At 72.6% G+C, this 26,246-nt stretch carries 18 protein-coding genes and 1 pseudogene; 6 read left to right on the forward strand and 13 right to left on the reverse strand.

Annotated features, from left to right (window positions below; all coding sequences use genetic code 11):
- Positions 1 to 129: 129 nt before the first annotated feature.
- The 4 genes from SCNRRL3882_RS36190 to SCNRRL3882_RS36205 all read right to left on the reverse strand — a co-directional run bounded on the left by SCNRRL3882_RS36190 (position 130) and on the right by SCNRRL3882_RS36205 (position 8,334).
- Positions 130 to 2,952: a beta-L-arabinofuranosidase domain-containing protein gene (locus SCNRRL3882_RS36190; protein WP_029180996.1), complete on the reverse strand. Its 2,823-nt coding sequence runs from the start codon at positions 2,950 to 2,952 to the stop codon at positions 130 to 132.
- Positions 2,953 to 3,062: 110 nt separating this feature from the next.
- Positions 3,063 to 6,971, reverse strand: a complete 3,909-nt coding sequence (locus SCNRRL3882_RS36195) for an ATP-binding protein (RefSeq protein ID WP_231911195.1) — start codon at positions 6,969 to 6,971, stop codon at positions 3,063 to 3,065.
- Between the two features lie 155 nt (positions 6,972 to 7,126).
- On the reverse strand, positions 7,127 to 7,813 hold the full coding sequence (locus SCNRRL3882_RS36200; RefSeq protein WP_010037506.1) for an HAD family hydrolase: 687 nt from the start codon (positions 7,811 to 7,813) through the stop codon (positions 7,127 to 7,129).
- Positions 7,814 to 7,857: 44 nt separating this feature from the next.
- Complete coding sequence (locus tag SCNRRL3882_RS36205) at positions 7,858 to 8,334, reverse strand: Lrp/AsnC family transcriptional regulator (protein WP_010037507.1); 477 nt, start codon at positions 8,332 to 8,334, stop codon at positions 7,858 to 7,860.
- Positions 8,335 to 8,543: 209 nt separating this feature from the next.
- Between SCNRRL3882_RS36205 and SCNRRL3882_RS36210 the strand changes: the two genes are divergently transcribed.
- Positions 8,544 to 10,034, forward strand: a complete 1,491-nt coding sequence (locus tag SCNRRL3882_RS36210; protein WP_029180997.1) for an FUSC family protein — start codon at positions 8,544 to 8,546, stop codon at positions 10,032 to 10,034.
- 121 nt (positions 10,035 to 10,155) lie between these two features.
- Positions 10,156 to 11,157: a lactonase family protein gene (locus SCNRRL3882_RS36215; protein ID WP_010037509.1), complete on the forward strand. Its 1,002-nt coding sequence runs from the start codon at positions 10,156 to 10,158 to the stop codon at positions 11,155 to 11,157.
- A 76-nt stretch (positions 11,158 to 11,233) separates the two neighbouring features.
- On the opposite strand, the gene SCNRRL3882_RS36220 is transcribed toward SCNRRL3882_RS36215, so the two are convergent.
- The 4 genes and pseudogenes from SCNRRL3882_RS36220 to SCNRRL3882_RS36235 form a co-directional block, all read right to left on the reverse strand.
- Positions 11,234 to 12,157, reverse strand: a complete 924-nt coding sequence (locus SCNRRL3882_RS36220) for a sirohydrochlorin chelatase (RefSeq protein ID WP_029180998.1) — start codon at positions 12,155 to 12,157, stop codon at positions 11,234 to 11,236.
- A 126-nt stretch (positions 12,158 to 12,283) separates the two neighbouring features.
- Positions 12,284 to 13,270, reverse strand: coding sequence for an N-acetylglucosamine kinase (locus tag SCNRRL3882_RS36225; protein ID WP_010037513.1), 987 nt, complete (start codon positions 13,268 to 13,270; stop codon positions 12,284 to 12,286).
- A pseudogene (locus SCNRRL3882_RS36230) lies at positions 13,267 to 13,942 on the reverse strand (uracil-DNA glycosylase). The gene SCNRRL3882_RS36225 and the pseudogene SCNRRL3882_RS36230 overlap by 4 nt, the downstream one beginning before the upstream one ends.
- Before the next feature lie 111 nt (positions 13,943 to 14,053).
- Positions 14,054 to 15,151: a WD40/YVTN/BNR-like repeat-containing protein gene (locus SCNRRL3882_RS36235; protein ID WP_086012486.1), complete on the reverse strand. Its 1,098-nt coding sequence runs from the start codon at positions 15,149 to 15,151 to the stop codon at positions 14,054 to 14,056.
- Between the two features lie 261 nt (positions 15,152 to 15,412).
- On the opposite strand from SCNRRL3882_RS36235, the gene SCNRRL3882_RS36240 reads away from it, so the two are divergent.
- Positions 15,413 to 15,997: a hypothetical protein gene (locus SCNRRL3882_RS36240; protein ID WP_010037516.1), complete on the forward strand. Its 585-nt coding sequence runs from the start codon at positions 15,413 to 15,415 to the stop codon at positions 15,995 to 15,997.
- Between the two features lie 545 nt (positions 15,998 to 16,542).
- Here the strand turns inward: SCNRRL3882_RS36240 and SCNRRL3882_RS36245 are convergent.
- A complete protein-coding gene (locus SCNRRL3882_RS36245; RefSeq protein WP_010037519.1) occupies positions 16,543 to 18,609 on the reverse strand; it encodes a hypothetical protein in 2,067 nt (688 codons plus the stop codon).
- 139 nt (positions 18,610 to 18,748) lie between these two features.
- A complete protein-coding gene (locus tag SCNRRL3882_RS36250) occupies positions 18,749 to 20,416 on the reverse strand; it encodes a DNA alkylation response protein (RefSeq protein ID WP_010037522.1) in 1,668 nt (555 codons plus the stop codon).
- Positions 20,417 to 20,491: 75 nt separating this feature from the next.
- Between SCNRRL3882_RS36250 and SCNRRL3882_RS36255 the strand changes: the two genes are divergently transcribed.
- A complete protein-coding gene (locus SCNRRL3882_RS36255) occupies positions 20,492 to 21,250 on the forward strand; it encodes a PaaX family transcriptional regulator C-terminal domain-containing protein (RefSeq protein ID WP_010037525.1) in 759 nt (252 codons plus the stop codon).
- Positions 21,251 to 21,321: 71 nt separating this feature from the next.
- Here SCNRRL3882_RS36255 and SCNRRL3882_RS36260 read toward each other — a convergent pair whose 3' ends face one another.
- Together SCNRRL3882_RS36260 and SCNRRL3882_RS36265 are read right to left on the reverse strand one after the other, a co-directional pair.
- Positions 21,322 to 22,110 (reverse strand): pectate lyase, encoded by a 789-nt coding sequence (locus tag SCNRRL3882_RS36260; RefSeq protein ID WP_010037527.1) that lies wholly within the window; start codon positions 22,108 to 22,110, stop codon positions 21,322 to 21,324.
- A gap of 54 nt (positions 22,111 to 22,164) precedes the next feature.
- Positions 22,165 to 23,145, reverse strand: a complete 981-nt coding sequence (locus tag SCNRRL3882_RS36265) for a pectate lyase family protein (RefSeq protein WP_010037529.1) — start codon at positions 23,143 to 23,145, stop codon at positions 22,165 to 22,167.
- 382 nt (positions 23,146 to 23,527) lie between these two features.
- Between SCNRRL3882_RS36265 and SCNRRL3882_RS40920 the strand changes: the two genes are divergently transcribed.
- Together SCNRRL3882_RS40920 and SCNRRL3882_RS36270 are read left to right on the forward strand one after the other, a co-directional pair.
- Positions 23,528 to 23,668, forward strand: a complete 141-nt coding sequence (locus SCNRRL3882_RS40920) for a hypothetical protein (RefSeq protein ID WP_010037531.1) — start codon at positions 23,528 to 23,530, stop codon at positions 23,666 to 23,668.
- A gap of 73 nt (positions 23,669 to 23,741) precedes the next feature.
- Entirely contained in the window at positions 23,742 to 25,061 is a 1,320-nt protein-coding gene (locus SCNRRL3882_RS36270; protein ID WP_231911196.1) for a PHB depolymerase family esterase, read from the forward strand.
- A gap of 34 nt (positions 25,062 to 25,095) precedes the next feature.
- Here the strand turns inward: SCNRRL3882_RS36270 and SCNRRL3882_RS36275 are convergent, their stop codons facing one another.
- On the reverse strand, positions 25,096 to 26,175 hold the full coding sequence (locus SCNRRL3882_RS36275; protein ID WP_010037535.1) for an NADH:flavin oxidoreductase/NADH oxidase: 1,080 nt from the start codon (positions 26,173 to 26,175) through the stop codon (positions 25,096 to 25,098).
- Between the last annotated feature and the right edge of the window lie 71 nt (positions 26,176 to 26,246).

Raw genomic sequence — 26,246 nt, forward strand, 5'->3', positions numbered from 1 at the left:
ATATGAACGGCCCAACGCCAGGAGGTACGTATGCCAGGGGCGAAACAATCACCGCTGACGCAAAGAATTTGGTGAACCGACCGGGCCCGGTGCCGAGTGCGGCACGGCACCGGACCCGGTCGGAAGGGCTCAGGGCCGGTACGAGGCCGTGCCCGCCGTGCTCACCACCTTGTCGCCGTCGGCCCTGCTCAGCAGCCCGGCCGCCACCCACGCGTCCACCGTGGAACGCACCCGCGCCACCAGCGCCCCCTTGTTGCGGAACGGGGCCCCGGCCCACACCTCGTCCAGCAGCGTGGTGCCGTCGGCCTTCGCCGGGTTGGCCACGCCCGAGTCCCGGCCGCCGAAGACGACCTTCGGCTCCGAGCGCCGGAAGTAGGCGTGCGTCGGATCCTCCGTCCCCTCGAAGAACGGCGCCCACTCCGTCCCGTCCAGCGTGAAGTGCAGTGGCTCGCCCGGAACCGGCGTGAGGGAGTGCGAGAGGTCGCCGGACAGTCCGGCATCGCGGTACAGCCCGACCTTCAGGTACTCCGTGGCGGCGTCGCGTGCGACCAGGTTGACCGGGCCGTGGAAGAGGGTCTGCAGGGACGGGTCGTCGAGGGCCTTCTCCACCCGCGTCCGGAACGGCATGGCGATCCGGACGGTATCGCCGGCCCGCCAGGTCCGGGACACCTCGAAGTAGTTCCCGGGCTTCGGAGTCCCGGACACCGCCCGCCCGTTGACGGTCACCCGGAACCCTGCGGTCGCCCACGACGGCACGCGCAGCCGCAGCGTGAAGGAGGCCCGGCCGCCCCCGAAGGCCAGCGTGCTGCCCTGCTCCTCGGGGAAGCCGGTGGTCTGCGTGACCGTGACGCCCTTCTCGGCCCAGGTCAGCGTGGACGGGCTGTACAGGTTGACGTACAGGGCGCTGCCGTCGGCCTTCGCGAAGTACACCGAGTCCTGGTACTTCGTGGCGCTCTCCATGCCGGTGCCCTCGCAGCAGGTCGTGCCCTGCTTGGGCGTGTAGTCCCGGACGTGACCGGGCGTCAGCCCGATGAAGTACGTGACGAGCGGCTTCTCCGCATCCGGCTTGTCCTGCTTCGAACCGAGCACCTGGTTGTACAGGGCCCGCTCGTAGTAGTCCATGTACTTCGGGTCCTGCTCGTGGAAGAACAGGGTCCGGCTCAGCTTGAGCATGTTGTACGCGCAGCACGTCTCCGCGGTGGTCGCGCTGATCGTGCCCGCGATCACGTCCCGGGCCTTCCAGAACTCCTGGGTACTGGTGCCGCCGATGCCGTACATGCGGTGGGGCACGACCATGTCCCAGAAGTTCTTCGCCGACGTGAGGTAGCGCTCCTCGCCCGTCTCGTCGTAGAGCCGAACGTACCCGGTGAAGATCGGGATGTGCTGGTTGGCGTGCAGTCCGTCGAGGATGTCGGTGTTCGCCGCGCACGCGTCGATCAGCCGGTCCAGGTCGAACAGCTGGGCCAGCGCGAGGTGTTCGGCCTTGCCGGTGATCGTGTGCAGGTCGCAGACCGCCTCGACGATGCCGCCGAACTCGCCACTGGAGAAGATCCCCCACATGCGCTGGAGCGTGGACTCCGGCAGCTTGGACAGCCGGGAGTGCATCCAGTCGCACATGCCGGACGCCAGGTCGAGGGCCCGGTCGTCGTCCGTGGCGCCGTACGCGTCGAGCAGCCCCCTGAGGATCTTGTGCGCGGTGTAGTACGGCGCCCACACCTTGGTGTAGTCGGAGGTGGTCCGCGACTCCAGGTCGATGAACTGCGTCTCCGGGTAGGCCGCGAGGAACCCGGGGTGGCTGGGCCCGCCCCAGGTGCGGCGCAGGGTGGCGGTCAGGTTCCGGCCGGAGACGTCCGTGAACGTCCCGCCGGCCGTCTCGTCGAAGGCGTACGACGCGAGATCGCCCCGGCCCGTCGAGGCGTCGGCGGCCCGGCGGCTCTGCAACTCGGTGATCTCGGCGGCGGTCAGCGCCCGCGAGAACACGTTGAACTCCTCGTAGGCTCCCGCGAAGACCGGGTCGGCGGAGTAGTTCGAGCGGCCCAGCCAGTTGTTCTTCAGCGCGCCGAGGGCCGCCGGGGTGAGGCTCATCGCGGTGTTGCGCGCGACGGCGGTGCCGTTGACGTAGAGAGCGCCGGTGCCGCCCGCGATCGTGACCGCCAGGTGGCTCCACTGGTTCAGCGGCAGCGCGGCCGTGCCGTCGAGACCCTGCTCGCCGCCGGCGCCCGACGTGGTGATGGCGAAGCGCGGCACTCCGGCCTGGTTGCGGGCGGCCAGGTACAGGTAGCGGGTGGTGTCGTCGCCGAAGTCGAAGACCCGGGTCCAGTTGGCGTCGTGCGTGGGCCGCACCCAGACGGAGAGGGTGATCGCCGAGGCCCCGCCGAGTACGTCCGCCGGAAGATCCACGTACTGGTAGGAGCCACGCACCTGATCCGCGGCGGTCCCGAACTTCCCGGGAACGCTCAGCACCGCCGGGTCCCGCCGCAGCGCCGCGCGCACCTCGGTCAGCGCCCCCACCATGGTGCCTATCCGGTCGGCGAACACCCGCTCCTTCGTACCGCGGTACGCCTGCGCCAGCATCGTCAGGAAGTGGCCGGTGTAGTGACCCCGCAGGTTGCCGTTGGCCTCACCGTCCAGCCCCTCCCAACCGCCGGGGGCGACCGCACCGCCGGTGGGGAGACCGGCGTTGGCGCGGAACACCTGGAGCAGCCGGTTCACGTCGTAGCCGCGGGCGTGATCGAGCATCAACCGCCGCTTTTCGGCGAACAGCCCGGGCCTGAGAGCCACGTCTTCGAGGGCGAACGGCTGGACGGTCCAGGCGGACGGGGCGGCGGCCACGGCTGTTGCCTCCTGAACGGTGGCCGCGGCTCGGCCGGTCGTGGTGAGGGAGACCGCGGGAGTCGACGCCGCCAGTGCCGCGGCCTGGAGAAGGGATCGTCTGGAGAGGGGCGGGGCCATGTGCTCCTCCACGAAGGGGCATGGTTCGAGATTGCGAACGACGTGCGGGGGGTCGGCCAGACGTTATGCGTGGGGTGAGGAGGCGTCAACGGTGTGGACGGGATTGGTGCTCAGGGGTCGGCGCGGGGCACGCGGGCCAGGGCGGCTCTGATGGTCTCGGCGGGGTCGGGGACGGGGATGCCGAGGTCGTTGAGCAGGGAGACGATCTGCCGGAGGCCGGTGCGCTTGCGGAGGGCCGTCCGGTGCAGGTACTGGAGCGGGAAGTCCTCGACCGCGGGCACCTCGCCTTCGTCGAGCTCGTCCGCGCGGATGAGTCTGCGCGCCTCGCTGAACGAGAGGCCACGGGGGAGACCGTCGTGCGAGGTGGCGATGTTGCAGGCGCGCAGGCGCTTCGCGATCGTCGCGGGCTGGGCTCCCAGCTCCCGTGAGGCCATGAGGATCTGGGCGAACGGCACGGCCTCGTCCGTGCGGGTGAACCACCAGTTGAACGGGCCGCTCTCGCACAGCAGTTCCCGGTCCAGTGAGGTGGGCCGGCGCGGCACCTCCAGGGCGATGTCGAACCCGTAGCTGCGCATGCGGCGGATCTTGAGGCGGAGACCGTCGAGGTCCTGGACACTGCTGAAGACGTTTCCGTAGGGAATCGGCCCCGGCGGGACGAGGAAGTCACCGTAGAGCTCGTCGTCGAGCGCCCAGAGGTCGTCCGTGGAGGCGTCGGCGGGGAACGGATCGGGACGGGCGAAGCCGAGCGCGCAGAGCCTGGCCAGGACCTCCGCCGGCGCCAGGCCCAGTTCCTCCGCCGCATGCAGAGCGTGTCCGGGCGGTGGCGTCCGCGCCCGGTCCAGCCACGGCGGTTCACCGTCCACATTGCTGCTCAGCAGGAGGACGGTCTGCAGCGTCGGACGGTCCGGCAACCCGGCGGGATCCGCGCGCAGGCCGTGGGCGGCAAGCCGTCGGCACACGTCCTGCACGGACAATCCGAGCCGGAGGCTCGCCTGCGCGATGTGCCCCGGCGGGACCTCGGCGCCGGGGTCCAGACAGCCATCCTCGGGCTTCTCCCTGTTCAGCCACAGCAGTTCGTCCTTCTCAGCCGCCTGACATAGCGTCACGGTCGTGTCCGACAGCTGGAAGCCGAAGCCCCGCAGGCGTTCGGCCGTCGCGGCGACGGAGTCGTTCGCGCGTGCCGCTCTCCCCATGAGGTCGGCGGACGTCAGTGGTTCGTGCCTGGTGAGGACTTCCCCGTACTGCGAAGTGAAGGTGGCGCTGTCGGCCGTGGTGAGCTCCGCCCCGGGGGACCAGTGCCGGGGGTCGGCCTCGGGAAAGCCGAGCGCGGCCAACCGCGCGGCCACCTCGCGCGAGGGACGCTGAAGCGCGTCGGCGGCCCGGGCGATGTCGCTCAGGTCGAAGGGCCCGCGGCGCCACCTGCGTGAGTGACCGCTCTGACGGTCGTGCATGAGCAGCCACTGGTCGGAGGGAACCGGCCGCAGGACCGGACGCGGGTCGTCGATCTCCGGACACACCTCCGCGAGCTTGCCCAGAGCCCCTCGGCGGGCGAGGAGCCGCCAGAGGTACACGTGGTCCGGCGCGTGGCCTTCCACATGGCCCCAGGCCCCACCGCCGTAGCGGTTCGCGTCGCGGGGCTCGCCCGGGACGAGGGTGAGGTCCCCCGCGAAGTACCCGGCTCGCGGACCGCCGAACTTCACTCCCCGCAAAGCGGGTTCCCGCCCCCGCGAGAACAGCGCGGAGTCCACGATGTCCGCCAGTGCCGCGCTGTCGTCGGCCACCCTGTTCAGCCACTGGACACCCGGCAGATCGTCTTCCTCGCCCTCCGCCAGGACACCGCTCGCCTTCTCCAGCAGCTCCCGCACCACGGCCGTGACATCGTCCAGCACATGTCTGCGATCCACCGACAGACGCGCCGGAGCCGACGGGCCCCGCAGATTCACCACCGCACCGGTCAGCCCGGGACCCGTCGCCGGGAAGACCCCCTTGCGCACCGTCGGTTCCACCACCACGCCGTCCACCAGCAGCGCGCCACCGTGCTCGCACCACACGACCTGAGCGTCCTGCGGTCCGTCGTCCCAGTCCAACTGGGCTCCGTACGCGTTGAGGCCGGTGTCGGACCGGTCGGGTCTCTGCCGCTCCTTGAGCCGCCCGGGCTCCCATGCGCTGCTCAGCCCGCCCTTCCGGGCCGACGTCGGGAACTCCGCGATGGCGAGCACGCGTTCCAGGACGTCGATCACGGACCAGTTCTCCGGGGCGACGTCGGCACGCAGGTACAGCCGGACCCGGGTGCCCGGCTCGCGCCCCCGGGCGGCCTTCTGCACGATCCGGAAGAGGTGGCCCGGACCGCAGATGGAGACCTCGTACACGGGCCCGGGAACGCCGTCGGCATCCATGCGGCACGTCGTGACCCGGATCTCCTCGGCGAGCATGAAGTAACTCAGCACGCCGATCCCGAACCGGCTGTTCGGGTACAGCGTCACCGGCGGATCCAGCGACTCCCAGCGGGCCCGCTCCAGCTTGAACTCCAGCTGCTCCGCGAAGCGTGCGCCGGCATGGGAGAACACCCCGCGCAGTTCGGCCTCGCCCATGCCGATGCCGTCGTCCTGGCAGTCCAGATACGCCCGGCCGTCCTCGTCGGTGTCCTGCACGAAGGAGATGCGGCCGGTGTACGGCGCGCCGAACGGTTCCGTCGTGCGGTCGAGGCACTCCTGCCGGGCACGCCGGTAGCGGCAGGCGTCGAGCGCGTTCTGGTACAGCTCCCGCACGGCCAGGTCGCGGTCCTTGTACAGCTCGATCCCCATCGCGAGATCGAGGACCCGTCGCCCGTCGCTCCGGAACCTCGCGTAGCCGTCGAAGGTGCCGCGGCTCGGAACCACGCCGTCGGCGGAGAGCCGGGTGGGGAGGTCCGGCATGGGCTGGTTGACCCGTTCCCTGACGGTGCGCCGTATCGCGTGCAGCACGGTGTCGGCCCGGGCGGTGTACTCGCGCAGCCCCTCGACGACCGCCTCGTGACGGCACTCCGCACGGAGCACCGGCAAGTCGCGTGACCCTCCCCAGTGCGCCTGGGTGAGGGTGTGGCGCAACAGGGGCACATCCACCGGATACGGGATGGCGAGGTGCTCGGCGACGATGTCCGGCAGCGTCGTCATCTCGACGGACATGCCGTGGGCGAGGGCGGCGAGGAGGCCGACGCGCTGGTAGCGGATCTGCTGGTGACCGGGGCCGCAGCGGACGCGTTCGTCGGCGGGCAGCAGACCCAGGAACTCGGGGTGACAGATGTCGGGCCCCCTGCGGAGACCGTGCAGCAGCACGGTCACCCTGTCGGCGGTGAGCGCAGCGCCCAGCTCGGCGGCGGACTCGCCCAGTTCCTCGAGAAGCCCGGGGACGGAATCGGCTTCCGAGAACTCCTCGTGCTGCGTGAGCCGGCGGTGGCAGAGCCACCAGCCGACGAGCGGTTCGGCCTCCGGGTCCCGCAGCGCCCGCTGGACGAGCGCCTCACTCTCCTCCGCGAAGATCTCGAACGCCTCCCTGTCCGGCCCGGCGTTGCTCTCCGGGCGCAGGGACCAGGGACGGACCTCCGCGAGCCGCACCGCCCGCCGCAGATAGTGGACCCGGTGGAGGAAGGGGAGCAGGACGAGGAGAGACGCCTCGGCCGGATAGAGGTCGAGGCCGGCCGCCCCGTCCTGGGCGGGCTCACCGAGCAGCCATTCGACGTGGTCCAGGAACGCGGTGGCGATTCGCGCGTCGCACCAGGGATCCTGCTCCAGCGCGCCTTCCAGCTCGTCCCGCATGCGGGCCAGCCGGGCCGCGAGGGCGGTGACGTGCCGCCGGTGGTGGCCGGTGTCCCGGCCGGCCGGCACATGCTGCCAGACGCAGGAGTCGCCGGCCCGGCGTTCCCACGCGTCCATGGCGACGGATCCGGGTGTGGACCCCGTGGGCGGGGCGGCCGCGTGCACGTGCAGTTCGCGGATCGACCCGGCCTGGACGACCGCGCCCGCCACCGTGTCGCCGCTCACGACGTTACGGGTGCCACCCTCCGTCAACCTGCCGCTCCCTTCTGGCGCTTGGCGAAGAATCTATGAGGAGAGCCGCTCGGGTGTGGCCGGTTTCGGCCGAATGGGCAACCGCTGGTCAGTGACTCGACGGGGCCGGCGGTGAAAACGTCGCACGGCTACGGCGTCCGGCACAGCCAGTCGTACGCCGCCCGCGCTGTGAACTCCTCCTGGCCGCCCCGCAGCAGCAGACCGGCGGTGGCGAACTCCGGGGCGTCGGCCTGGGCGGCGACGTAAGGGAGGGCGATGCAGCGCATCCCCGCCGCGTGCGCGGCGGCGGCGCCCGGGGCGGCGTCCTCCAGTACCACGCAGGCCGCCGGGTCCGCGCCGAGCCGGCGGGCAGCCTCCAGGAAGACGTCGGGTGCCGGCTTGCCGTGCGCGACCTCGTCCGCCGAGACGACGGTCCGCAGGTGGGCGTCCAGACCCGTGCCCGCCAGGACCGCCTCGATGGCCTCGGGCGAGGACCCCGAGGCCACGGCCATGGGAACGTCCTCGGCCGCCAGCAGCTCGACGAACTTGCGCATCTCGGGGTAGGCCCGCGTGGAGCTGCGCGCCAGTTCCAGATAGCGGCGGTTCTTGGCGGTGAACAGCTCCTCGACGGAGGCCCGCAGGCCGTACCGCTCGATCCAGTCCGCGACCGTCTCCCGCGTGCTGATGCCGACGTACCGCTCGTGGTCCGTCCAGCTGAAGTCGGTGACGCCGTGCTCCGCGAGGGTCTGCCGGCCCGCCTCGTAGTAGTTCGGCTCGCTGTCCACGAGCGTTCCGTCGAGATCGAAGATGACCGAAGTGCCGCCGAGATTGCTCATGGTTCCAGCATGTCAAAGACCATGATCCACAGACCTCCAGGGGGTCAGGGCCGGACCGCGCGGCCGATCGACTCCACCAACGGAAGCAGCCGGTGGGGGACGCGCTCGCGCAGGGCGATCTCGGTGCGGGTGCGGACGACCCCGGGCAGGCTGATCAGCTTCTGGACGACGTCCTCCAGATGCGCGTTGTCCCGCGCCACGACCCGGGTGAGCAGATCCCCGCCGCCCGTGATGGAGAACGCCTCCACGATCTCGGGCACTGCCGCCAGCGCGTCGCCCACCTCGTCGAGATGACCCTGGGTGACCTCGATGTGCACGAACGCGAGCACCGGATGCCCGAGCGCGGCCGGGGAGAGGGCCGGTGCGGTGCCCGTGATCACGCCGTCGCGCTCCAGACGGTCGAGCCGGGCCTGCAACGTGCCCCGGGCGACGCCGAGGATACGGGCGTACTCGCGCACGCTCGTGCCCGGCTGCTCCAGCAGCAGCCGCAGGATGCGGGTGTCGAGCTCGTCCACGGCCACGCCGCGCCCTCCTCGTCCGTTGGTCCTGCTACGGCCGCTCTCCGGTCCCCTCGGGTGTGCCAATGGCCCAGTCTAGAAGGAGCCTGTTGAGCCAGTGGCGTCCGGGATGCTGATATGGATGCGTCGATGGCGCTGCGGACCCCGCGGCGCCTTTTTCATGCTTTCTCATCCGGCGTTCCGATCCGGTGTGTCGAAGGAGGCGGTAAGTGGTGCTGAAGAGGGTGTTCGTGGCTCCGGATCCGGGGCGGACGCGGTTGCGGTTCGCCGCGCGTGCCGTGCTCGGCATCGCGCTCGCGGTCGCCGTGTGCGGCAGCGCCGGGCACTCCCTCACGGGGGCCGTCACCGGCGGTCTCGCCGCCCTGCTCGCCCTGTTCACCGTCACCGACGCCACGGTCCGCGGGCAGGCGGTCACCACCGCGCTGCTGCCCGCCGTCGGACTGCCCGTGCTCACCGCCGCGGCCGAACTGCACGACCATCCGGTGGCCCGCGACCTCACCTTCCTCGCCGTGGTCGGCGCGGGCGTGTACGCGCGCCGCTGGGGGCCGCGCGGGCACAGCCTCGGCGTGTTCGCGTTCATGACCTTCTTCGTGGCGCAGTTCCTGCACGCCACCACGGACCAGCTGCCCGAGGTGTACGCCGCCGTCCTGCTGTCCGTCCTCGCCGCCGCCGTCGTGCGCTTCGGGCTGTGGTGCTACGAGCGCCGCCTGCCCCCGCCCGCCGCGCCCGCACCGCCGGGCGGCACCGGCCTGGCCCGGGTGACCACCCGGCAGGCGGTCCAGGCGACCGTCGGCGCGGGTTTCGCCCTGCTCGTGGGCCAGCTGGTGTCCGGGCAGCGCTGGTACTGGGCCGTCGGCGCCACCTGGTGGATCTTCGTCAACACCACCTCGCGCGGCGAGACCCTGGTCCGCGGTTTCCGCCGGCTCCTCGGCACGGTCATCGGCATCGCCCTCGGTCTGCTCGTCGCCGTACCCGTGCACGGCGATCCGACCGTCACGGCCGTCCTCGCCGCCTCCTGCGTCTTCGGCATCTTCTACACGGCCGCCGTGTCCTACACCTGGATGATGCTCTGGGTGACCCTCCTCGCCGGGCTGCTCTACGGCCTCCTCGGCGTGCTCGGCCCCGGCCTGCTCGCCCTGCGCCTCGCCGAGACCGGCGTCGGCGCGCTCGGCGCCGCGCTGGCAGTGATCCTCGTCCTGCCCGTCACCACCCACAGCGTCACCGACGCCTGGATCCAGCGGGCCCTGCGCTGTGTCCACGCCTGCACCGCAGAGACCGCCCGGCGCCTGGCGGGCGCGGCCGACGCCGACCCGGCCCCGCGGGTGGCCGAACTGGAACAGTTGCTCGCCCGGGTACGGCTCTCGGTCGCCCCGCTGGTGCACCCGCTGAACCCGATGCTCGGCCGCAAGCGACGCGCCCGGCACGTGCTCGCCCTCCTCGACGACTGCGCCCGGGAGATCCGGGGCCTGGTCGCCGTCGCCGCCGACCCCGAGGCCTCCCACGACGCCCGTCTGGCCGCCGCCTGCTACCGCGTGCAGGCCGCGGTCGAGGCGCTCACCGACGGCGGAGACGTCTCGGTCCAGGCGAACGACCCCGCCACGACGGAACCCGCCCTGGCCCACCTCCACGGTCTGGAACGGGCCCTGGCGGAACTCGCCCGACCGCTCCGCACCCCGTCGGGTTCGCCCTTGGTCGGGGCCTGAGCGCTGCGCGCCCCTGGCAGGTCCGGCCCAGTCCTTGACCGTTTGGTCTAGACCGCGCATGATCGACTGCGCGGTCATTCCGGACGGTCGAGGGACGAGTGCGGGGCGAGAGGGGACAGCGGTGGCTGACGACGGCAGGCGGCGGGCGTACATCGGGTCGTTCACGGCGGCCCGCGATGCCGACAGCGGCGCACTGACCGTCCTGAGCAGCGTCAACGCCGTCCCCGACCCCGCCTACCTGGCTCTGTCCGCCGACGCCGACATCCTGTACGCGGTCAGTGAGACGGCCGAGGGCGCCGTGGCCGCGTACCGCGTCGACGGGGAGAAGCCCGAGCCGGCCGGGCCGCCCGTGCCGGTCGACGGGAACGGGCCGACCCACCTCAGCCTGTTCGCCGGACACCTCCTGACCGCCAACTACGGCTCCGGCAGCGTCACCGCCATCCCCGTCCGCTCCGACGGCACCCTCGCCCGGTCCGCCGCCCACGTGCTCCAGCACACCGGCGCGGGCCCGCACACCCCGCGCCAGCACGGGCCGCACGCCCACCACGTGCAGCCCGACCCGAGCGGCCGCTGGGCCGTCAGCGTCGACCTCGGCACCGACTCCGTGCGGGTGTGCACGCTGACGGACGGCACCCTCGCCCTGCACCGGGAGACCGCCCTGCGGCCCGGCTCGGGCCCGCGGCACCTCGCCTTCCACCCGGACGGGTCGTACGCGTACGTCGTCAACGAACTCACCCCCTCCGTCACCGTCTGCCGCTGGGACGCGGCCGAGGGCGTGCTGACACCGCTGACCGAAACCCCGGTGCTGTCCGGCGCACCGGCGCGCGACGCCTACCCCTCGGGCATCGTCACCTCGCCCGACGGCCGCTTCGTGTGGACCGCCACCCGCGGCGAGGACGTCCTGTCCGTGCTCGCCGTCGAGGGCGAGGAGCTGCGGCTGATCGCCACGGTGCCCTGCGGCGGCCGCTGGCCACGCGCCCTCACCGCGTCCGACGGCTTCCTCTACGTCGCCAACGAACGCTCCGGCGACGTGACCTGGTTTTCCACCGATCCGCGCACGGGCATCCCGCGACGGGCCGGCACGATCGGGGTGACGGCGGCATCCTGCGTGATCCTCGGGTGACCGGGGTGTGGGGTCCCCGCGACGACGAAGGCCCGCCCCGAACCGGGGCGGGCCTTCTCGGTCGTACCGGGGAACGTCAGCGAACCGGCGTGCCCTGAGCCTGCTGCGGCGTGATCCCCAACGCCGTCGTGTACTTGGCCAGCGCCAGCTTCCCGATCGCCGGGTACGGCCCGAGCGACTCCGCTGCGGAGCACTCCGCCTCCTTCGCGGCCTCCTCGACCAGCCCCGGCTCGATCTCCGGGCCGATCAGATACGGCGCGAGGGCCAGCTGCTGCGAACCCGAGGAACGAAGCTGCTCGGCGACGGACGCGATGGATCCCTCCTGGTCCAGGGCCGCCGCCATCACCGGCACGGCGAGGCGCGCGGCGAGCAGCATGCCGGTGATCCCGGCCGCCTGCACGGCCTCGTCACCGCCCACGGACGCCAGGATGATGCCGTCGGCGGCGGTCGCCACGGTGAACAGCCGGGCCCGGTCCGCGCGGGCCAGACCGGCCTCCGAGAGCCGCACGTGCAGCGCCTCGGCGAGCAGCGGGTGCGGGCCGAGGACATCGGTCAGCTCGGCGGCGATCCGGCTCTCCATGACGGCCTGGCGGACCCGGCGCAGCAGCGCGCTGTCCGGGCCGGCGAGCAGCGGCACGACGACGGCGACGGGCCCGTCGGGCTCCCTGACGTCCATGCCGGCGGCCCGCGCCTGCTCGAAGCGGGCGGTGCGCTCCTCGGCGGCATACGTGAGCACGGCCTGAAGCGAGGGGAACTCCGCGTTGTCCCCGTCGAGGTACCCGATGCGGGCGTCGAGGCCGGGCAGCTCGGAGCGGGCGATGCTCACGACCTCTTCGGCGAGGCTGCGGGTGGCGCTACTGGGCGTGCCCGGCACGGCGAGGACGAGCGCGGGCGCGCCCTCGGGAGCCACCAGCGGCTCCGGACGGCGGTGCCGTCCGGGCTGGCGGGGTCGCGGCATTCGTACTGGCAGGCCGGACTCGGGTCCAGTGGGGGAACTCATGGCGCCGCATGTTACTGGCTTCTTGGGCTCCCTTGTTCGGGGAGGGGGCAGGTGAGCGGTATCCGTCCGGTTTTGTCTGATGAGTTACGTACGGATGGAATGACGTGCTGATGGTGTGCGACCGGATCAGTCACCCGAGAGGGTTGTCACGCTGAGCATGGTCCCGTCACCCGGCAGGGTGAGCGGACCGGCGCTCAGCTCGGCCGCCATGCGCACCGAGCCGTGCAGCGGATCGCCCTCGGCCGGCAGCCGCCGCGCGTGGGGGAGCCGCTGCGCCAGTTCCTCGTCGAGGGGTACGAGGAGCGGGGCGCCCATCCTGAACAGGCCGCCGGTGACGGCGACGCGCGGCTCGCCGCCGGACGGGCACACGGCAGCCGCGGAGTCGGCCATGTGCCGGGCTGCCGCGCGCAGGATGCCCGCCGCCACGGGGTCCCCGTCCGCGCAGGCGGCCACCTGAGGCGCGAACGAGGCGAGGACGGCGGGTCGGTCCGGCCGCGGATACAACGCGCCGGGCAGCCCCGCCACGGGACCGAACACCTCCTCGGCGCAGGCCAGCAGCCGGGCCGAGCCGTCCTCCCGCCCGTCGTGGGCCCGCAGCGCGGCCTCCAGCCCGGCCCGCCCGATCCAGGCACCGCCGCCGCAGTCGCCGAGCAGATGCCCCCAGCCGTCCGCCCGACGCCAGCCCGCCAGGTCGGTGCCGATCGCGATCAGTCCCGTACCGCCGGCGATCACGGCACCCGGCCGGGGCCCGAGGGCACCCACGTACGCGGTCACCGCGTCGGCGGCCAGCGCGACCCTCCGTACACCGAACTCCCGGGCCAGGGCGCCCGGCAGTTCGGCGCGCAGACCGTCACCGAGGGACGCGAGCCCGGCCGCGCCGACGACGGCGGCGGTCAGTCGCACCGGACCGGCCTCGGCGGTCAGGGCGCGCACCAGGGGCACGAGCCGCGCCATGAAGTGCTCGGGGTCGATGCCCCGGTCTCCCGTGCGCACCGGCTCGTCGGACGCCCGCCGGGCGAGCGGTCCGCGCTCGGCGGTTCCCACCACCACTCGCAGTCCGGACCCGCCGGAGTCCACGGCGAGGAAGCCGGAGCCTTCCGGCGCCCTGGTCACGGCAGGCGCCAGTCCACCGGTTGGCCGCCCTGGCGGATCAGCAGGTCGTTGGCCCGGCTGAACGGACGGGAGCCGAAGAAGCCCCGGTCCGCCGACATGGGGGAGGGGTGGGCGGATTCCACGGAGGGCAGGTCGCCGAGCAGCGGGCGCAGGTTGCGGGCGTCACGGCCCCACAGGATGGACACCAGCGGCTTGCCGCGCGCCGCCAGGGCCCGGATCGCCTGCTCGGTGACCTCCTCCCAGCCCTTGCCCCGGTGGGCGCCGGGCTTGCGCGGGGCGGTGGTGAGCGCCCTGTTGAGCAGCAGCACCCCTTGCCGCGTCCACGGCGTGAGGTCACCGCTGGACGGCTGCGGCAGGCCCAGATCGGCGTTCAGTTCCCGGAAGATGTTGATGAGACTGCCGGGCAGCGGCCGCACCTCGGGCGCGACCGAGAACGACAGCCCCACAGCGTGTCCCGGGGTCGGATACGGGTCCTGACCGACGATCAGGACCCGTACGTCGTCGAAGGGCTGCTGGAAGGCCCGCAACACGTTCGGCCCGGCCGGGAGGTAGGTGCGCCCCGCGGCGATCTCCGCGGAGGAAGTCCCCCATCGCGGCGACGCGTTCGGCCACCGGTTCCAGGGCCTTCGCCCAGCCCGCTTCGACGATTTCATGCAAGGGTCGTGGTGCCACGGGCGTCACCCTACTGCCGTACGGGCAGCGGCGATCAACCGGTGGCCAAGGGCCGCTCGTAAGCTCATCCCCGCCCCGTCCCCCGCCTCATCCCCTGTCTCGTCCTCCCCCTCAGCCGACGACCGCGGCCCGCACGCACAGCACATCCGGCAGATGCGAGGCGAGCTGCTGCCAGCTGTCGCCGTCGTCCGCCGAGGCGAACACCTCGCCGTTGCGGTTGCCGAAGTAGACGCCCGCCGGGTCCGCGTCGTCCGTGCACATCGCGTCGCGCAGCACCGTGCCGTAGTGGTCCTCCTGGGGCAGACCCGCCGAGAGCGGCTCCCAGCTCTTGCCCGCGTCCGCCGTCCGGTAGACCCGGCACCGGTGGTCGGCCGGGACCCGGTCGGCGTCGGCGTTGATCGGGAAAACGTACGCGGTGTCGCCTCTGTGCGGATGCGCGGCCGCCGCGAAGCCGAACGTGGACGGCAGGCCCTCGCCGATGTCCGTCCACTGCGCGCCCGCGTCGTCGCTGCGGTAGACACCCCAGTGGTTCTGGAGGTAGAGCCGGTCCGGGTTCACCGCGTCCCGCGTCACCTTGTGCACGCACTGGCCGAACTCCGGGTTCGGGTCGGGCAGGAACACCGCGGAGACGCCCGAGTTGGAGGGCGCCCAGGTCGCGCCGCCGTCCAGTGTGCGGAACACACCGGCGGTCGAGACGGCGACCGTCACCGCCTTGGGGTCGCGCGCGTCCGTGAGCACGGTGTGCAGGCCCTCACCGCCGCCGCCCGGCACCCACTTCGACCGGGTGGGGTGCTCCCACAGGGGCCGGACGAGCTCGAACGTCTCCCCGCGGTCCGCCGAGCGGTACAGCGCGGCCGGTTCCGTGCCCGCGTACACCACGTCCGGCTCGGCGGCGGCCGGGTGCAGCTGCCACACCCGCTCCAGGGACGCCCCCGTCTCCTTGGGGAACTTGACAGCCGGCCGGGCCGGTTCCGTCCAGGTCCGGCCCAGGTCGTCGGAGTGGAACACGGACGGGCCCCAGTGCGCGCTGTCGCCGCCGGCCAGCAGCCGCGGGGTCGCGGTGCGGGTGTCGATGGCGACCGAGTACACGGCCTGCGCGTTGAAGTAGGGACTCTCGTCGAACTCCCAGGCGCCGCCGTCCCGCCGGCGCCCGATGAACAGGCCTTTGCGCGTGCCCACGGCGAGCAGTACCTCGGTCATGCCGATCACCTCCGCGGCGTCGTCGTCGACGCCCTCGTCTCAGACACGGGCCAGTCTGCACCCCACCACTGACAGTCACCCCCGGAGCGGACTCCGGCGCAGGTCAGGGCCGTGTCGGCGGCACGTGTGGGCGCCTGTCGCCCCGGCCGCCGAGGGTGCCGCCACCGGCCCCGGCGCCCTCCCCGGGTACGTGCAGTGAGCATCCAGCGGCCCTCTTCCGTATGGGGAGGGCGGCGGGATGGTCGTGCGCTCGTGAGGAGGATGCCTTCGATGGCGTTACGTGGTCCGAAGGTGTGGCTGTGGCGCTGGCGGCGCAATCCGCTCAAGCGGCGCGCCGACAGGGTGGAGGCCTGGGTCGTGCTGGGCGTGTGGCTGCTGACCTTGTTCGTCGGGGTGCTCGCCGGCATGACGGTGAGCCGGTCCGTCGAGAACGGCCTGGCCCGCGAGCGCGTCGAGTGGCGCCCCCTCGTGGCCCGGCTCGCCGAGCGGGCTCCCGGGACGGCCTCCGAGAACGGCGACGTCTCGCGCGCCGAGCACGTGTGGGCGGAGGCACGGTGGACCGCCGCGGACGGTTCCTCGCACTCCGGCCAGGTGCGGGTCCTGGCGGGCAGCCGGGCCGGTTCGCCGATCACCGTGTGGACGGACCGCGAGGGCCGCCAGGTGACCCGCCCCGTCTCCGAGTTCCAGGCCCGCGTACGCGCCTTGCTCATCGGCGGGGTGGCGGGCGTCTGCGCGGCGACCGTGCCACTCGCCGGTGGCCGCGCGCTGCGCCGCCGCATGGAACGCCGCCGCATGGACCAGTGGGACGCCGAGTGGTCCCGCTTCGGCCCGCTGTGGGGGCGCACGGCGGGGTGACCGGGGAAGGCGGTCACCTGCTGACGGGCGACTGGTTCCCTTGCGGTGGGCAGGCTTGTCTCATCGTGACGGGGCGGCTGGTTCCCTTGCGGTGGGCAGGCTTGTCTCATCGTGACGGGGCGGCTGGTTCCCTTGCGGTGGGCAGGCTTGTCTCATCGTGACGGGGCGGCTGGTTCCCTTGCGGTGGGCAGGCTTGTCCCACCGTGACGGGGCGACCGGTTCCCTTGCGGTGGGCAGGCCTGTCCCCTCCTCGCGGGGCGGCCGGCCCTTTCCGGTGGGGCGGGTCGGCCAAGTCCTACGGGGCAGGTCGATCCCAGCCTGACGAGGCGGCCGGCCCCCTTCCGACGGCGCAGGCCTGTTTCACCGGGCGGCGGTCCATCGGGCCGGCGGTCGCGACGGAAGGGGCCGATCCCATCCCGACGGGACAGTCGGTCCCCTGCCGACTGGACAGGCGATTGCGTCACGAGGGGAGCGGACCGTTCCCGTCCCGACGGGCAAGGCCGGTCCCACCCCGACGAGTCCGGGCCCGTCCCGCCCGGCCGCCTTTACCCACCGCCCTGCCGGGCCAGCGCCTCCCGACACAACCGCAGCAGCCCCTCGTCCTCATGGATGTCGTGACTGTCGTAGCCGCCGGAGTCGGCGCGATGCCGTCGGGGCGACGTGAGCTCCGCTCGGAGCAGGTCGTGCAGGGGCGCTCCCCTGGGGCCCAGCGCCGCCACGCACCCGGCGATCGTCGTGCGGGTGCGCGGGTGCTCCGTCCACGCGGCCCGGAGGACGGGAAGGACCTGCTCCTGCTCCGGCTCCCCGGTGATGCGCCACACCGCGCACGCCGCCGCGGCCTGTTCCGACGCTTCCCCGGAGCCGATCATCCGCCGCAGCCCGGGCAGGGCCGCGCGGGCCGCCGGCCCCATCCGTCCGAGCACCTCCGCGGCCGCCGGGGGGCGATACCGGCCACTCCCGGGGTCCGTCAGCCTCCGGAGCAGTACGGGCGCGACGGCTTCCGCCTCCCCCGTGACCGACCACAGCGCGTCCGCGGCCGCGACGGCGCAGTCGGTCTCCAGCAGCCCGCGCAGGTCCGGTATCGCCTCGCGCGCGGCGCTGCCGAACGCCCCGAGGGCACGGACCGCCGCCCCCGTGACGGCGTCGCGCAGCCGCAGCCCGTCCGGCATGCCACGCAGCAGGCGCAGCACCGACGGCAGGGACCGGGCGTCGCCCAGTGCGGTGAGCGCAGAAAGGAGGGGCACGGCCCGCTCGTGCGTGTCGGGCCGGTCGAGCGGAACGCGGGCGAGGCGTCGCCGCAGGGCGGGTGTGAGCGGCGCGGCGGCGCGGCCCAGGTGGGGTATCACCAGGCCCAGGTCGTGTGGTACGACCGGGCCCGCCAGCACCTCGGCCAGCAGGGGCGTGGCCCGCGCGTCCCCGGCCCTGGCCAGCGCCTTGAGCGGGCCGCCCAGCGTCGGTGCTCCCCGCTCCCCGTGACGTATCCGAAGCTCGGGACGGCGGGTCACCAGGGCGTGGAGGTGGTCCGCGGCGGGCAGGGCCAGTTCGCAGAGCTCCACCAGGACGGCGACCGCCGCGTCGTGCAACCGGCCTTCCTCGGCGCCCAGTTGGGCACCTATGAGGGCGACCGGCTCCGCCACGCCGGTGCGCCACTCGCGGAACAGCCCGGCCGACATCCACACGGCGTTGCACCGGTCCAGCGGATCCGGGCTGGTCAACTGCCCGCACAGCAGGGCGACCCGGTCGGCCACCCGGCCGCCGAGCGCGGAGTGCAGGGTCCGCAGCAGCCGGGAGCCCTCCTCGTCCGAGGGACGCAGCCGTCGCAGCCGCCCGGCGAGGGTGTCCACACCGGGACCGCCCTGTGCGCGTCCTCCGCATACGCGCTGCCCGGACCTGTCCCGGAGCAGCCGGACCACGGTCGGCACGAGATCCGCGGGAAGCGACTCCGGTGCGCACCGCGCCAGCTGCCCGAGCGCGGCCAGCCGCAGCCCGGGCCCGTGAGGCGGCCCGCTCAGCGCCGCCAGCAGGCCCACGGCCTCGGCGGCGTGGGCGTCGCCGGCCGGCAGGTGCCGCCGGGCGAACAGGCCGAGGCCCTCGGCCAGGGCGAGCAGGACCCGGTCGTCCCGCTCCACGGTGATCCGCTCCCGCAGCAGGGCGAGCACACGCTCCGGCCGGTCGAGGAACCGCACGAGGGCCGCGGGAGCCGCCCGGCGCACTCCTGCGTCCGCGTCCCCGGCCAGCCGGACGAAGACCTCGGCACCCGCGCGCAGGACGGCACGGGCCCTCGCCGCGAGATCCTCCGACCCACCTCCGCCCCCGTCGGCCCCGCCCTCGTCCCCGTCAGGCCCACCGATGCTGACGAGGAGTTCCACGACTCCCGCCCGGTCGCACACCTCCTCACGGACGGCGAGCGCGAGGAGAAACGGAACACAGGCGAGCGTCGAGTCGTAGACGCCTCCCTGGTGGTGCACGGCGCCGTACATCCGGTCGAGCGCGGTCTCCCGCTCGGCCGGGTCGGCGGAGGCCAGTGCCCGGAGCAGTCCGGGCACGTCCTCCGCGCTGCCGCAGGCGTGCCGCAGCGAGGCCCAGTCGACCTCGTCGATCCCCCTGAACACGTTGTCCTCCCCAGGCGAAGTGCCAACTGACGGGGAGTCTGCACCACGGCACTGACAATGAAGCGGAATCGGGAGATGACTGTGCGCGAACTGTGCGCCCGTTGGCCGACGGCGGCTCGGTCGCCCCGGGCAAGGGGGCTCAGTCGCCGCCGGGCAGCGCGCGCTCCACGATCGCGCCGAGGCCCGCGCCCTCCGGCAGCGTCCCGAACGCGTACCCCCAGTCGCCCCCGAGCCGGCTAGCGCAGAACGCGTCGGCGACCGCCGGCGGGGCGTACCGGACGAGGAGGGAGGCCTGGAGCGTCAGGGCCATCTCCTCCACGAGCCGGCGGGCCGTCGTCGGCGACGCCTCGGACAGCCGGTTCCCGAGCCGCGTCACGGCCGCGTCCAGCCGGGCGTCCGCCCCTCGGGCGAGAGCGAACTCGCTGAACAGGGCCTCGGACGTGCCCGGTTCACGGCTCAGCGCCCGCAGCACGTCGAGGGCGTTGACGTTCCCCGAGCCCTCCCAGATCGACAGCAGGGGAGCCTCGCGGTAGTGCCGGGGCATGCCCGAGTCCTCGACGTAGCCGTTGCCGCCGAGGCACTCCAGGGCCTCGGCGGTGAAGGCCGGGCCCCGCTTGGTCACCCAGTACTTGCCCACGGCCGTGGCGATCCGGCGGAACGCGGTCTCCTGGGCGTCCCCGCGGATCGCCCGGTCGGCCGCCCCGGCCAGCCGCAGGGTGAGCGTCGTGGCGGCCTCGGACTCCAGCGCGAGATCGGCCAGAACGTTGCGCATCAGCGGCTGGTCCACCAGCCGTGCGCCGAACGCGCTGCGGTGCCGCGCGTGGTGCCCTGCCTCGACGAGGGACTTGCGCATCAGCGCGGCCGACATCATCACGCAGTCCAGTCGCGTGCAGTTGACCATCTCGATGATGGTCTTGACGCCCTGGCCCTCGGGACCGACGAGCCAGGCGACGGTCCCGTCGAACTCGGGCTCCGAGGAGGCGTTGGACCGGTTTCCCAGCTTGTCCTTCAGCCGCTGGATGCGGAACGTGTTGCGGGTGCCGTCGGGCAGCACGCGCGGCACCAGGAAGCAGGACAGCCCGCCCGGGCCCTGCGCGAGGACCAGGAAGACGTCGCACATCGGCGCCGAGGTGAACCACTTGTGCCCGCGCAGGGTGTACACCCCGGGTTCGGACGTGGGCGTGGCCGTCGTGGTGTTCGTCCGGACGTCGGAGCCGCCCTGCTTCTCGGTCATCCCCATGCCCGCCAGCAGCCCGCGCTTCTGAGTGGGCACCCGGAGCCCGGGCTCGTACTCCCGGCTCGTCAGCAGCGGCTCGTAGACCTTCGCCAGCTCCGGCTGCCTGCGCAGCGCGGGGACGGCCGCGTACGTCATCGACGTCGGGCAGCCGTGCCCCGCCTCCGTGTGCCCCCACACCAGTCCGCCCGCGGTCCGGGCGACATGGGCGCCCGGCCGGTCGTCCGCCCAGGGGGACGCGGCCAGTCCTTCGGCGACCGCGGTGCGCATCAGGTGGTGCCAGCTCGGGTGGAACTCGACCTCGTCGACGCGGTGGCCGTACCGGTCGTGCGTCCGCAGCTCCGGCTCGTGGCGATTGGCCAGATCGGCCCATTCCTGCGCCTGGACACTGCCGGCCTTCCTGCCGAGCCGCCGCAGGTCCTCCTCGGCCCACCCGGCACCCTCCCGCCGCAACGCTTCCAGCAGGGCAGGGTCCTCGGAGGCGTCGTACGGGGTGAGCGGCGGGGCCTGGTTGGTGACCTCGTGCGTGGCGGGTCCGCCGTACGCCTGCTGTGCGTCGAGTGTCGAGACCATGCGTCGAGTGTTGCACTATCTCTACGGCCGCAGCAATCCTGCAACGCGGAATTCCGCGGCGTACAGTACGTGACCATGCCGATGAACGTCCCGGCGCGGCCCGGCGCGCTCGATCTGCGGCCGCTGTCCGCGCGGTCGGTGGTGCTGAGCCTGCTGCTCGGCACGCATCCGCCCGAACTGCCGGTCAGGCAGCTCGTGCGGCTCGTGGAGGGGTTCGACGTCGGCGGCTCCACGCTGCGGGCGGCGCTCAGCCGGATGGTGGCCGCCGGTGATCTGCGGCGCACGGACACCGGCTACCGCCTCAGCGACCGGCTGCTGGAGCGCCAGCGCCGCCAGGACGACGCCGTGCACCCGCGCACGCGCCCGTGGGACGGCGAATGGGAGATGGTCGTGGTCACCGCGACGGGACGCGGCCCCGGCGAACGCGCCGACCTGCGCGCCCGGCTGACCGCCCTCCGGCTCGCCGAACTCCGCGAGGGCGTCTGGCTCCGCCCCGCCAACCTGGCCCGCACCCTCCCCGGCGACCTGGACCGGGTGGCCCAGCGCTACACGGCCCGCCCGGGCCGGCCGGCCCGCGAGCTGGCCCGGAGCCTGTGGCCGCTGGACGCCTGGTCCGCCACGGCCCGCGCGCTGCTCGCCCACATCGCCGGGGTGCCCCGCCCGGCCGACCGCCTGACCGCCTTCGCCGCCGTCGTGCGGCACCTGCTGGCCGACCCGGTCCTGCCGCCCGGACTGCTGCCCGCCGACTGGCCGGGAGCCGGGCTGCGCGCCGCCTACGCCGACTACCAGCGGGAGCTGATCGGAGAGGTACGCGCGCGCGTGCGGGGCGCATGACGCGAGCGGCCGTGCGCAGCGCCCGCCGGGCGCTGCGCACGGCCGCCTTCACCGTGGGGGGGCCTGAGGGACTACCTGTAGGTGATGTCCGAGGTGGAGTAGAGGCAGTTCTTGCTGTCGGGTCCCGACCCGACGGCGGTGTTGTTGTTGTACTTCTGGCAGGGGACGACCTTGCGGCCGGAGTCGTTGCGGATCGTGATGCCCCGCAGCGTCGCCACGTCGTTGCGGTTGACGTTGATGCCGACGAGCCGGGCGGTGGTGCCCGTGCCGGTCACGTCGATGGTGTTGAGGTTGACCTTGCGGGTGTACTGCGTGGAGCAGTCGCCGCAGGAGCGGTAGAGCGTCTTGAACTCCTGCACAGCGAAGTTGGAGATGTTCAGGGTGCCGCCGCCGTTGTGCTGGAAGACCTTGTCCGCCGCCTTCTTGGCGCCGCCGCCGATCACGTGGTACGTGGCCCCGGTACCGCCGCGGAAGGTGGCGGCGTCCTCGCCGACGTCCTCCCACCAGACGTTCTGGAGCGTGCAGCTGCCCTCGCAGTGAATGCCGTCGGCGGCGGGGGCGCCGAGGATGACGTTCTTCAGCACCGCGCCGTCCGCGAGCTTGAAGATCGGGTCCTGGCCCTCCTCCTGGCCGTCACCGGCCAGGTCTCCGGTGCCGTAGAACCGCTTCATCCCGTAGTCCTTGGTGCCGGACACGGAGATGGTGGAGGAGGTCCCCTGGCTGCCGTTGGGGGTCGGCCAGGTGGCGGCGCTGGCGGTCGGCGCCTGTGTAGTCATGATCATGCCAACCGACAGGCCGAGGGTGGCCAGCGCGCCGGTCAGCGCGCGCCTGCGGGTGCGCGGACGTGTCGCAGAAGTCATGTCCCGATTCCTTCTGTCGTCTGAGCGAATGGGGGTTGCCGAGCGGATGGGGTGTCAGAGCTTTCCGGCGCCCGCACCCGACGTCACCGAGGCGACGACGGACGAGGCCGGCTCCGCCGTGTAGGCGTACGGCGGGCTGGTGAAGCTGCCGACCCGCGAGATCTCGGTGGCGGCTCCTCCGAGATCGTTGCCGCGCAGGTTGGCGTATCCGTCGACGTCGCTGCTGCGGTTCGTGGTGACCGCGACCTTCGTCGAGCGGAAGACGTTGTTCTCGACCAGCATCTGGGCGCCCATGCGCGAGTGGCAGGCGGTGTCGGCGCCTTCGACGTAGTTGTTGTAGAAGTGCCCGGTGCCGAAGCGCAGGCTGGGGATGCGCGAGTACACGTCGGCGAAGTGGTTGTGGTGGTACGTCACCTTCAGCCGGCCGGTGTCCTGGCTCGCGTTGTTGTCGCTGTGGCCGACGAGCGAGCCCTTGAAGTGGTTCTTGAAGGTGTTCCAGGACACCGTGACGTCGTCCGCGCCGTGGTTGACGTCCAGCAGGCCGTCGTAGTGGTCCTTGTCGTGATCGCGGTCGGCCGAGAAGGAGTTGTGGTCGATCCAGACCTTGCTGGACGCCTCGACGGTGATGCCGTCGGCGGGCGCCACCGGCTTGCTGATGTTGAGGTTGCGGATGACGACGTTCGAGACCTTCTTCAGCCGGAGCCCGCCACCGGTGAACCCGGACGCCGAACCCACGCCCAGGACGGTCGTGTTGGACCCGACGTCGACCTGACCGCTGAGCGAGATCAGGCCGTTGACCCGGACGACCTTGGCCGAGTTGCCGGTCACGGCCGACTTGAAGGCGCTCAGCGTGGAGACGGTGACCGCGGAAGCGCTGCCGCCGCCGGTCGTCCCCGCGCCGAACCCGACCGGCGAGGTGTCGGCGGCCCCGGCCGGCTGGGGAACGGCCAGGACCGTCACGGTCGCCAGTGCGGATGCGGCGGCGAGCGCCAGGGTGGATCTGCGGACACGTGTACGTGGGGGATGAGTACGCATGTGGGGTGCGTCCCTTCGTGGTGCCTTCATGGTGCCAGGTCGGTCATGTACATGAATGACGTTCGCCATGTTGCTCACCGTGCGCGCTGTGTGCGGCCGGTCCGGAGGTCCTGCCATGCCTCGGGGGTGCACTTCCCCTGGCCCGGCGGGGTCCGGCGGGCGCCCTGGCGGAGGCGCTTCCGGGTCACACTGCTGAACGGAACGTAGGGGGCAAGCGCTTTCTAGTCAACGCCTCGCGCAGAACACATTCGGCCGGACCTGGTCGGAGCGACGGCGCTGCGGGGAAGAAGCGTGGGAGCGCTTCCATGAGAGCCATGCCCATGTCACCATGCCGATCGGACGCTTCCCTTCACGAGAGGGCGGGTCGATGGGGACTCCGCGCATGCGTACGTTCGTCAACGCGCTCGTGTTCATGCTCCGGGCCGCCGGTCCTCTCCAGGGGATGGGCCCCGCCGCGAGCGGCGAGTACCGCCGGCTGCCCTGGCGGCCGGCCCTGCTGACCCGGACGAACTCCACCTGCTGAACCGCCGCACGACGTCCTGCGAGCCGCACCCGACAACCGAAGGGACCCGGACGTGCCTGCCACCCCCCAGCCCATGACGAGGAGACCGCTGCGGTCGATGCTCCTCGCGCTCCTCGCCGCGCTGCTGCCGCTGCTCGCGGCCACCGCGCTCACCGCGCCGACGGCCGCCGCCCGCGAACCCGCCCCCGAATCGTCCCGTGAGAAGGCCGTACCCACCGCGACCCTCACCGAGGTCACCAACTTCGGTACGAACCCCAGCAACCTGCGGATGTACCTGTACGTGCCGGAGAGCGTCACGTCGAACCCGGCGGTCGTCGTCGCCGTGCACTGGTGCACCGGCTCGGGCCCGGACATGTACAACGGCACCGAGTACGACACCCTGGCCGACCGGTACGGGTTCATCGTGCTCTACCCGTCCGTGACGCGCAGCAGCAAGTGCTTCGACGTCTCCTCGCCCCAGGCACTGCGCCGCGGCGGCGGCAGCGACCCGGTCGGCATCAAGTCGATGATCGACTGGGTGACCCGCACCTACGACGCCGACACCCGCCGGGTGTTCGCCACGGGCATCTCCTCCGGCGCGATGATGACGAACGTCCTGCTCGGCGACTACCCCGACGTGTTCGCGGCGGGCGCCGCCTTCTCCGGGGTGCCGTTCGCCTGCTTCGCCACCACCGACGGCTCCGAGTGGAACAGCAACTGCTCGGGCGGCACCGTCACCCACACCCCGAAGGAGTGGGGCGACCTGGTCCGGGGCGCGTACCCCGGCTACAGCGGGCCCCGTCCGCGGATGCAGATCTGGCACGGCACCGAGGACGACGTGCTGCGCTACCCCAACTTCGGGGAGCAGATCAAACAGTGGACGAACGTACAGGGCGTGAGCCAGACTCCGGCCGTCACCGACACGCCCCAGTCCGGCTGGACCCGCACGCGCTACGGCGGCACCGGTGACCAGGCCCCCGTGGAGGCCGTCAGCCTCCAGGGCATCGGCCACAACGTGTACGCCCAGGGCATGGCATCCCGCGTGCTCACCTTCTTCGGCCTCGACAAGTCGGGCCCGGCTCCCCAGCCCCAGCCCGGCGCCTGCAAGGTGACGACCGCGGTGAACGCCTGGAACACCGGCCTGACCGCCTCCGTGACCATCACCAACACCGGTACGACGACGGTCAACGGCTGGAAACTCGGCTTCACGCTCCCGGCGGGGCAGACGGTCACGGGCGGCTGGGGCGCCACGTACACGCCCTCGTCCGGGTCGGTGACCGCGGCCAACGTGTCCTACAACGGCACCATCGCGCCGGGCACGAGCGTGACCATCGGCTATCAGGCCGGTCACGGCGGCAACAGCGCCGCTCCGGCCGCGTTCACCCTCAACGGGACGGCGTGCGCGACCGGTTGACGCGGGCGCTATGCCTCGAAGTGCGGGTGCCGGCTCAGACCGACCGGTGGTACTGGTCCGGCACCCGCACCTCACCGCCGAGCTCCCGCGCCGCCTGCCGGGCCCACGACGGGTTGCGCAGCAGTTCGCGGCCGAGCAGGACCGCGTCGGCCTCACCGTTGGCGAGGATCTTCTCGGCCTGCTCGACATCGGTGATCAGCCCCACCGCGGCGACCGGCAGCGTCGTCTCCTGCTTCACCCGGGCGGCGAAGGGCACCTGGTAGCCGGGGCCGGTGGGGATGCGGACGCCGGAGGCGTTGCCGCCGGTGGAGACGTCCAGCAGGTCGACGCCGTGAGCCCGCAGGTCGGCGGCGAAACGGACGGTGTCGTCCGCGGTCCAGCCGCCCTCGTCGAGCCATTCGGTCGCCGAGACACGGAAGAACAGCGGCTTGTCCTGCGGCCACACCTCCCGTACGGCGTCGACGACTTCCAGTGCGAAGCGGGTGCGGTTCTCGTACGAGCCGCCGTAGGCGTCGGTGCGGTGGTTGGAGTGCGGAGAGAGGAACTCGTTGATCAGGTAGCCGTGGGCACCGTGGATCTCCGCGATCTCGAATCCGGCGGCGAGCGCGCGGCGGGCCGCGGCCGCGAACTGGCCGACCACGTCCTTGATCTGGTCGACGGTCAGCTCGGCCGGGACGGGGTGCCGGTCGTCGAAGGCGATCGGGCTCGGCGCGACGGACTCCCAGCCGTGGGCGTCCGGGCCGACCGGCGCGCCGCCCTTCCAGGGGCGGTCGGTCGAGGCCTTGCGGCCGGCGTGGGCCAGCTGGATCGCCGGCACCGTGCCCTGTGAGACGAGGAAGCGGGTGATGCGGCGGAACGCCTCGACCTGCGTGTCGTTCCAGATGCCGACGTCGTACGGCGAGATGCGGCCCTCCGGGGACACCGCGGTGGCCTCGACGATGATCAGGCCCGTGCCGCCGGTGGCGCGGGCGGCGTAGTGAGCGAAGTGCCAGTCGGTGGGGACGCCGGTCTCCGGGCCCTCCGGTGCGGCCGAGTACTGGCACATCGGGGGCATCCACACGCGGTTCGGGATCGTCACATCGCGCAGGGTGTAGGGCTCGAAGAGCGCGGTCACGGCGGACTCCATTCGTCACGGGGCCGATGTCGACTCGTACGATAGGCATCGTAGTACGGAGGATGTCAAAC

The organism is Streptomyces chartreusis NRRL 3882 (genome assembly GCF_900236475.1).
GTDB lineage: Bacteria > Actinomycetota > Actinomycetes > Streptomycetales > Streptomycetaceae > Streptomyces > Streptomyces chartreusis_D.

What these genes read in the sequence shown, in the direction of transcription:
- SCNRRL3882_RS36190 (WP_029180996.1), bottom strand. Translation starts at nt 2,952, where the DNA reads ATGGCCCCGCCCCTCTCCAGACGATCCCTTCTCCAGGCCGCGGCACTG.
- SCNRRL3882_RS36200 (WP_010037506.1), bottom strand. Translation starts at nt 7,813, where the DNA reads ATGAGCAATCTCGGCGGCACTTCGGTCATCTTCGATCTCGACGGAACG.
- SCNRRL3882_RS36220 (WP_029180998.1), bottom strand. Translation starts at nt 12,157, where the DNA reads ATGAGTTCCCCCACTGGACCCGAGTCCGGCCTGCCAGTACGAATGCCG.
- SCNRRL3882_RS36240 (WP_010037516.1), top strand. Translation starts at nt 15,413, where the DNA reads ATGGCGTTACGTGGTCCGAAGGTGTGGCTGTGGCGCTGGCGGCGCAAT.
- SCNRRL3882_RS36250 (WP_010037522.1), bottom strand. Translation starts at nt 20,416, where the DNA reads ATGGTCTCGACACTCGACGCACAGCAGGCGTACGGCGGACCCGCCACG.
- SCNRRL3882_RS36255 (WP_010037525.1), top strand. Translation starts at nt 20,492, where the DNA reads ATGCCGATGAACGTCCCGGCGCGGCCCGGCGCGCTCGATCTGCGGCCG.
- SCNRRL3882_RS36260 (WP_010037527.1), bottom strand. Translation starts at nt 22,110, where the DNA reads ATGACTTCTGCGACACGTCCGCGCACCCGCAGGCGCGCGCTGACCGGC.
- SCNRRL3882_RS36265 (WP_010037529.1), bottom strand. Translation starts at nt 23,145, where the DNA reads ATGCGTACTCATCCCCCACGTACACGTGTCCGCAGATCCACCCTGGCG.
- SCNRRL3882_RS40920 (WP_010037531.1), top strand. Translation starts at nt 23,528, where the DNA reads ATGCGTACGTTCGTCAACGCGCTCGTGTTCATGCTCCGGGCCGCCGGT.
- SCNRRL3882_RS36270 (WP_231911196.1), top strand. Translation starts at nt 23,742, where the DNA reads ATGACGAGGAGACCGCTGCGGTCGATGCTCCTCGCGCTCCTCGCCGCG.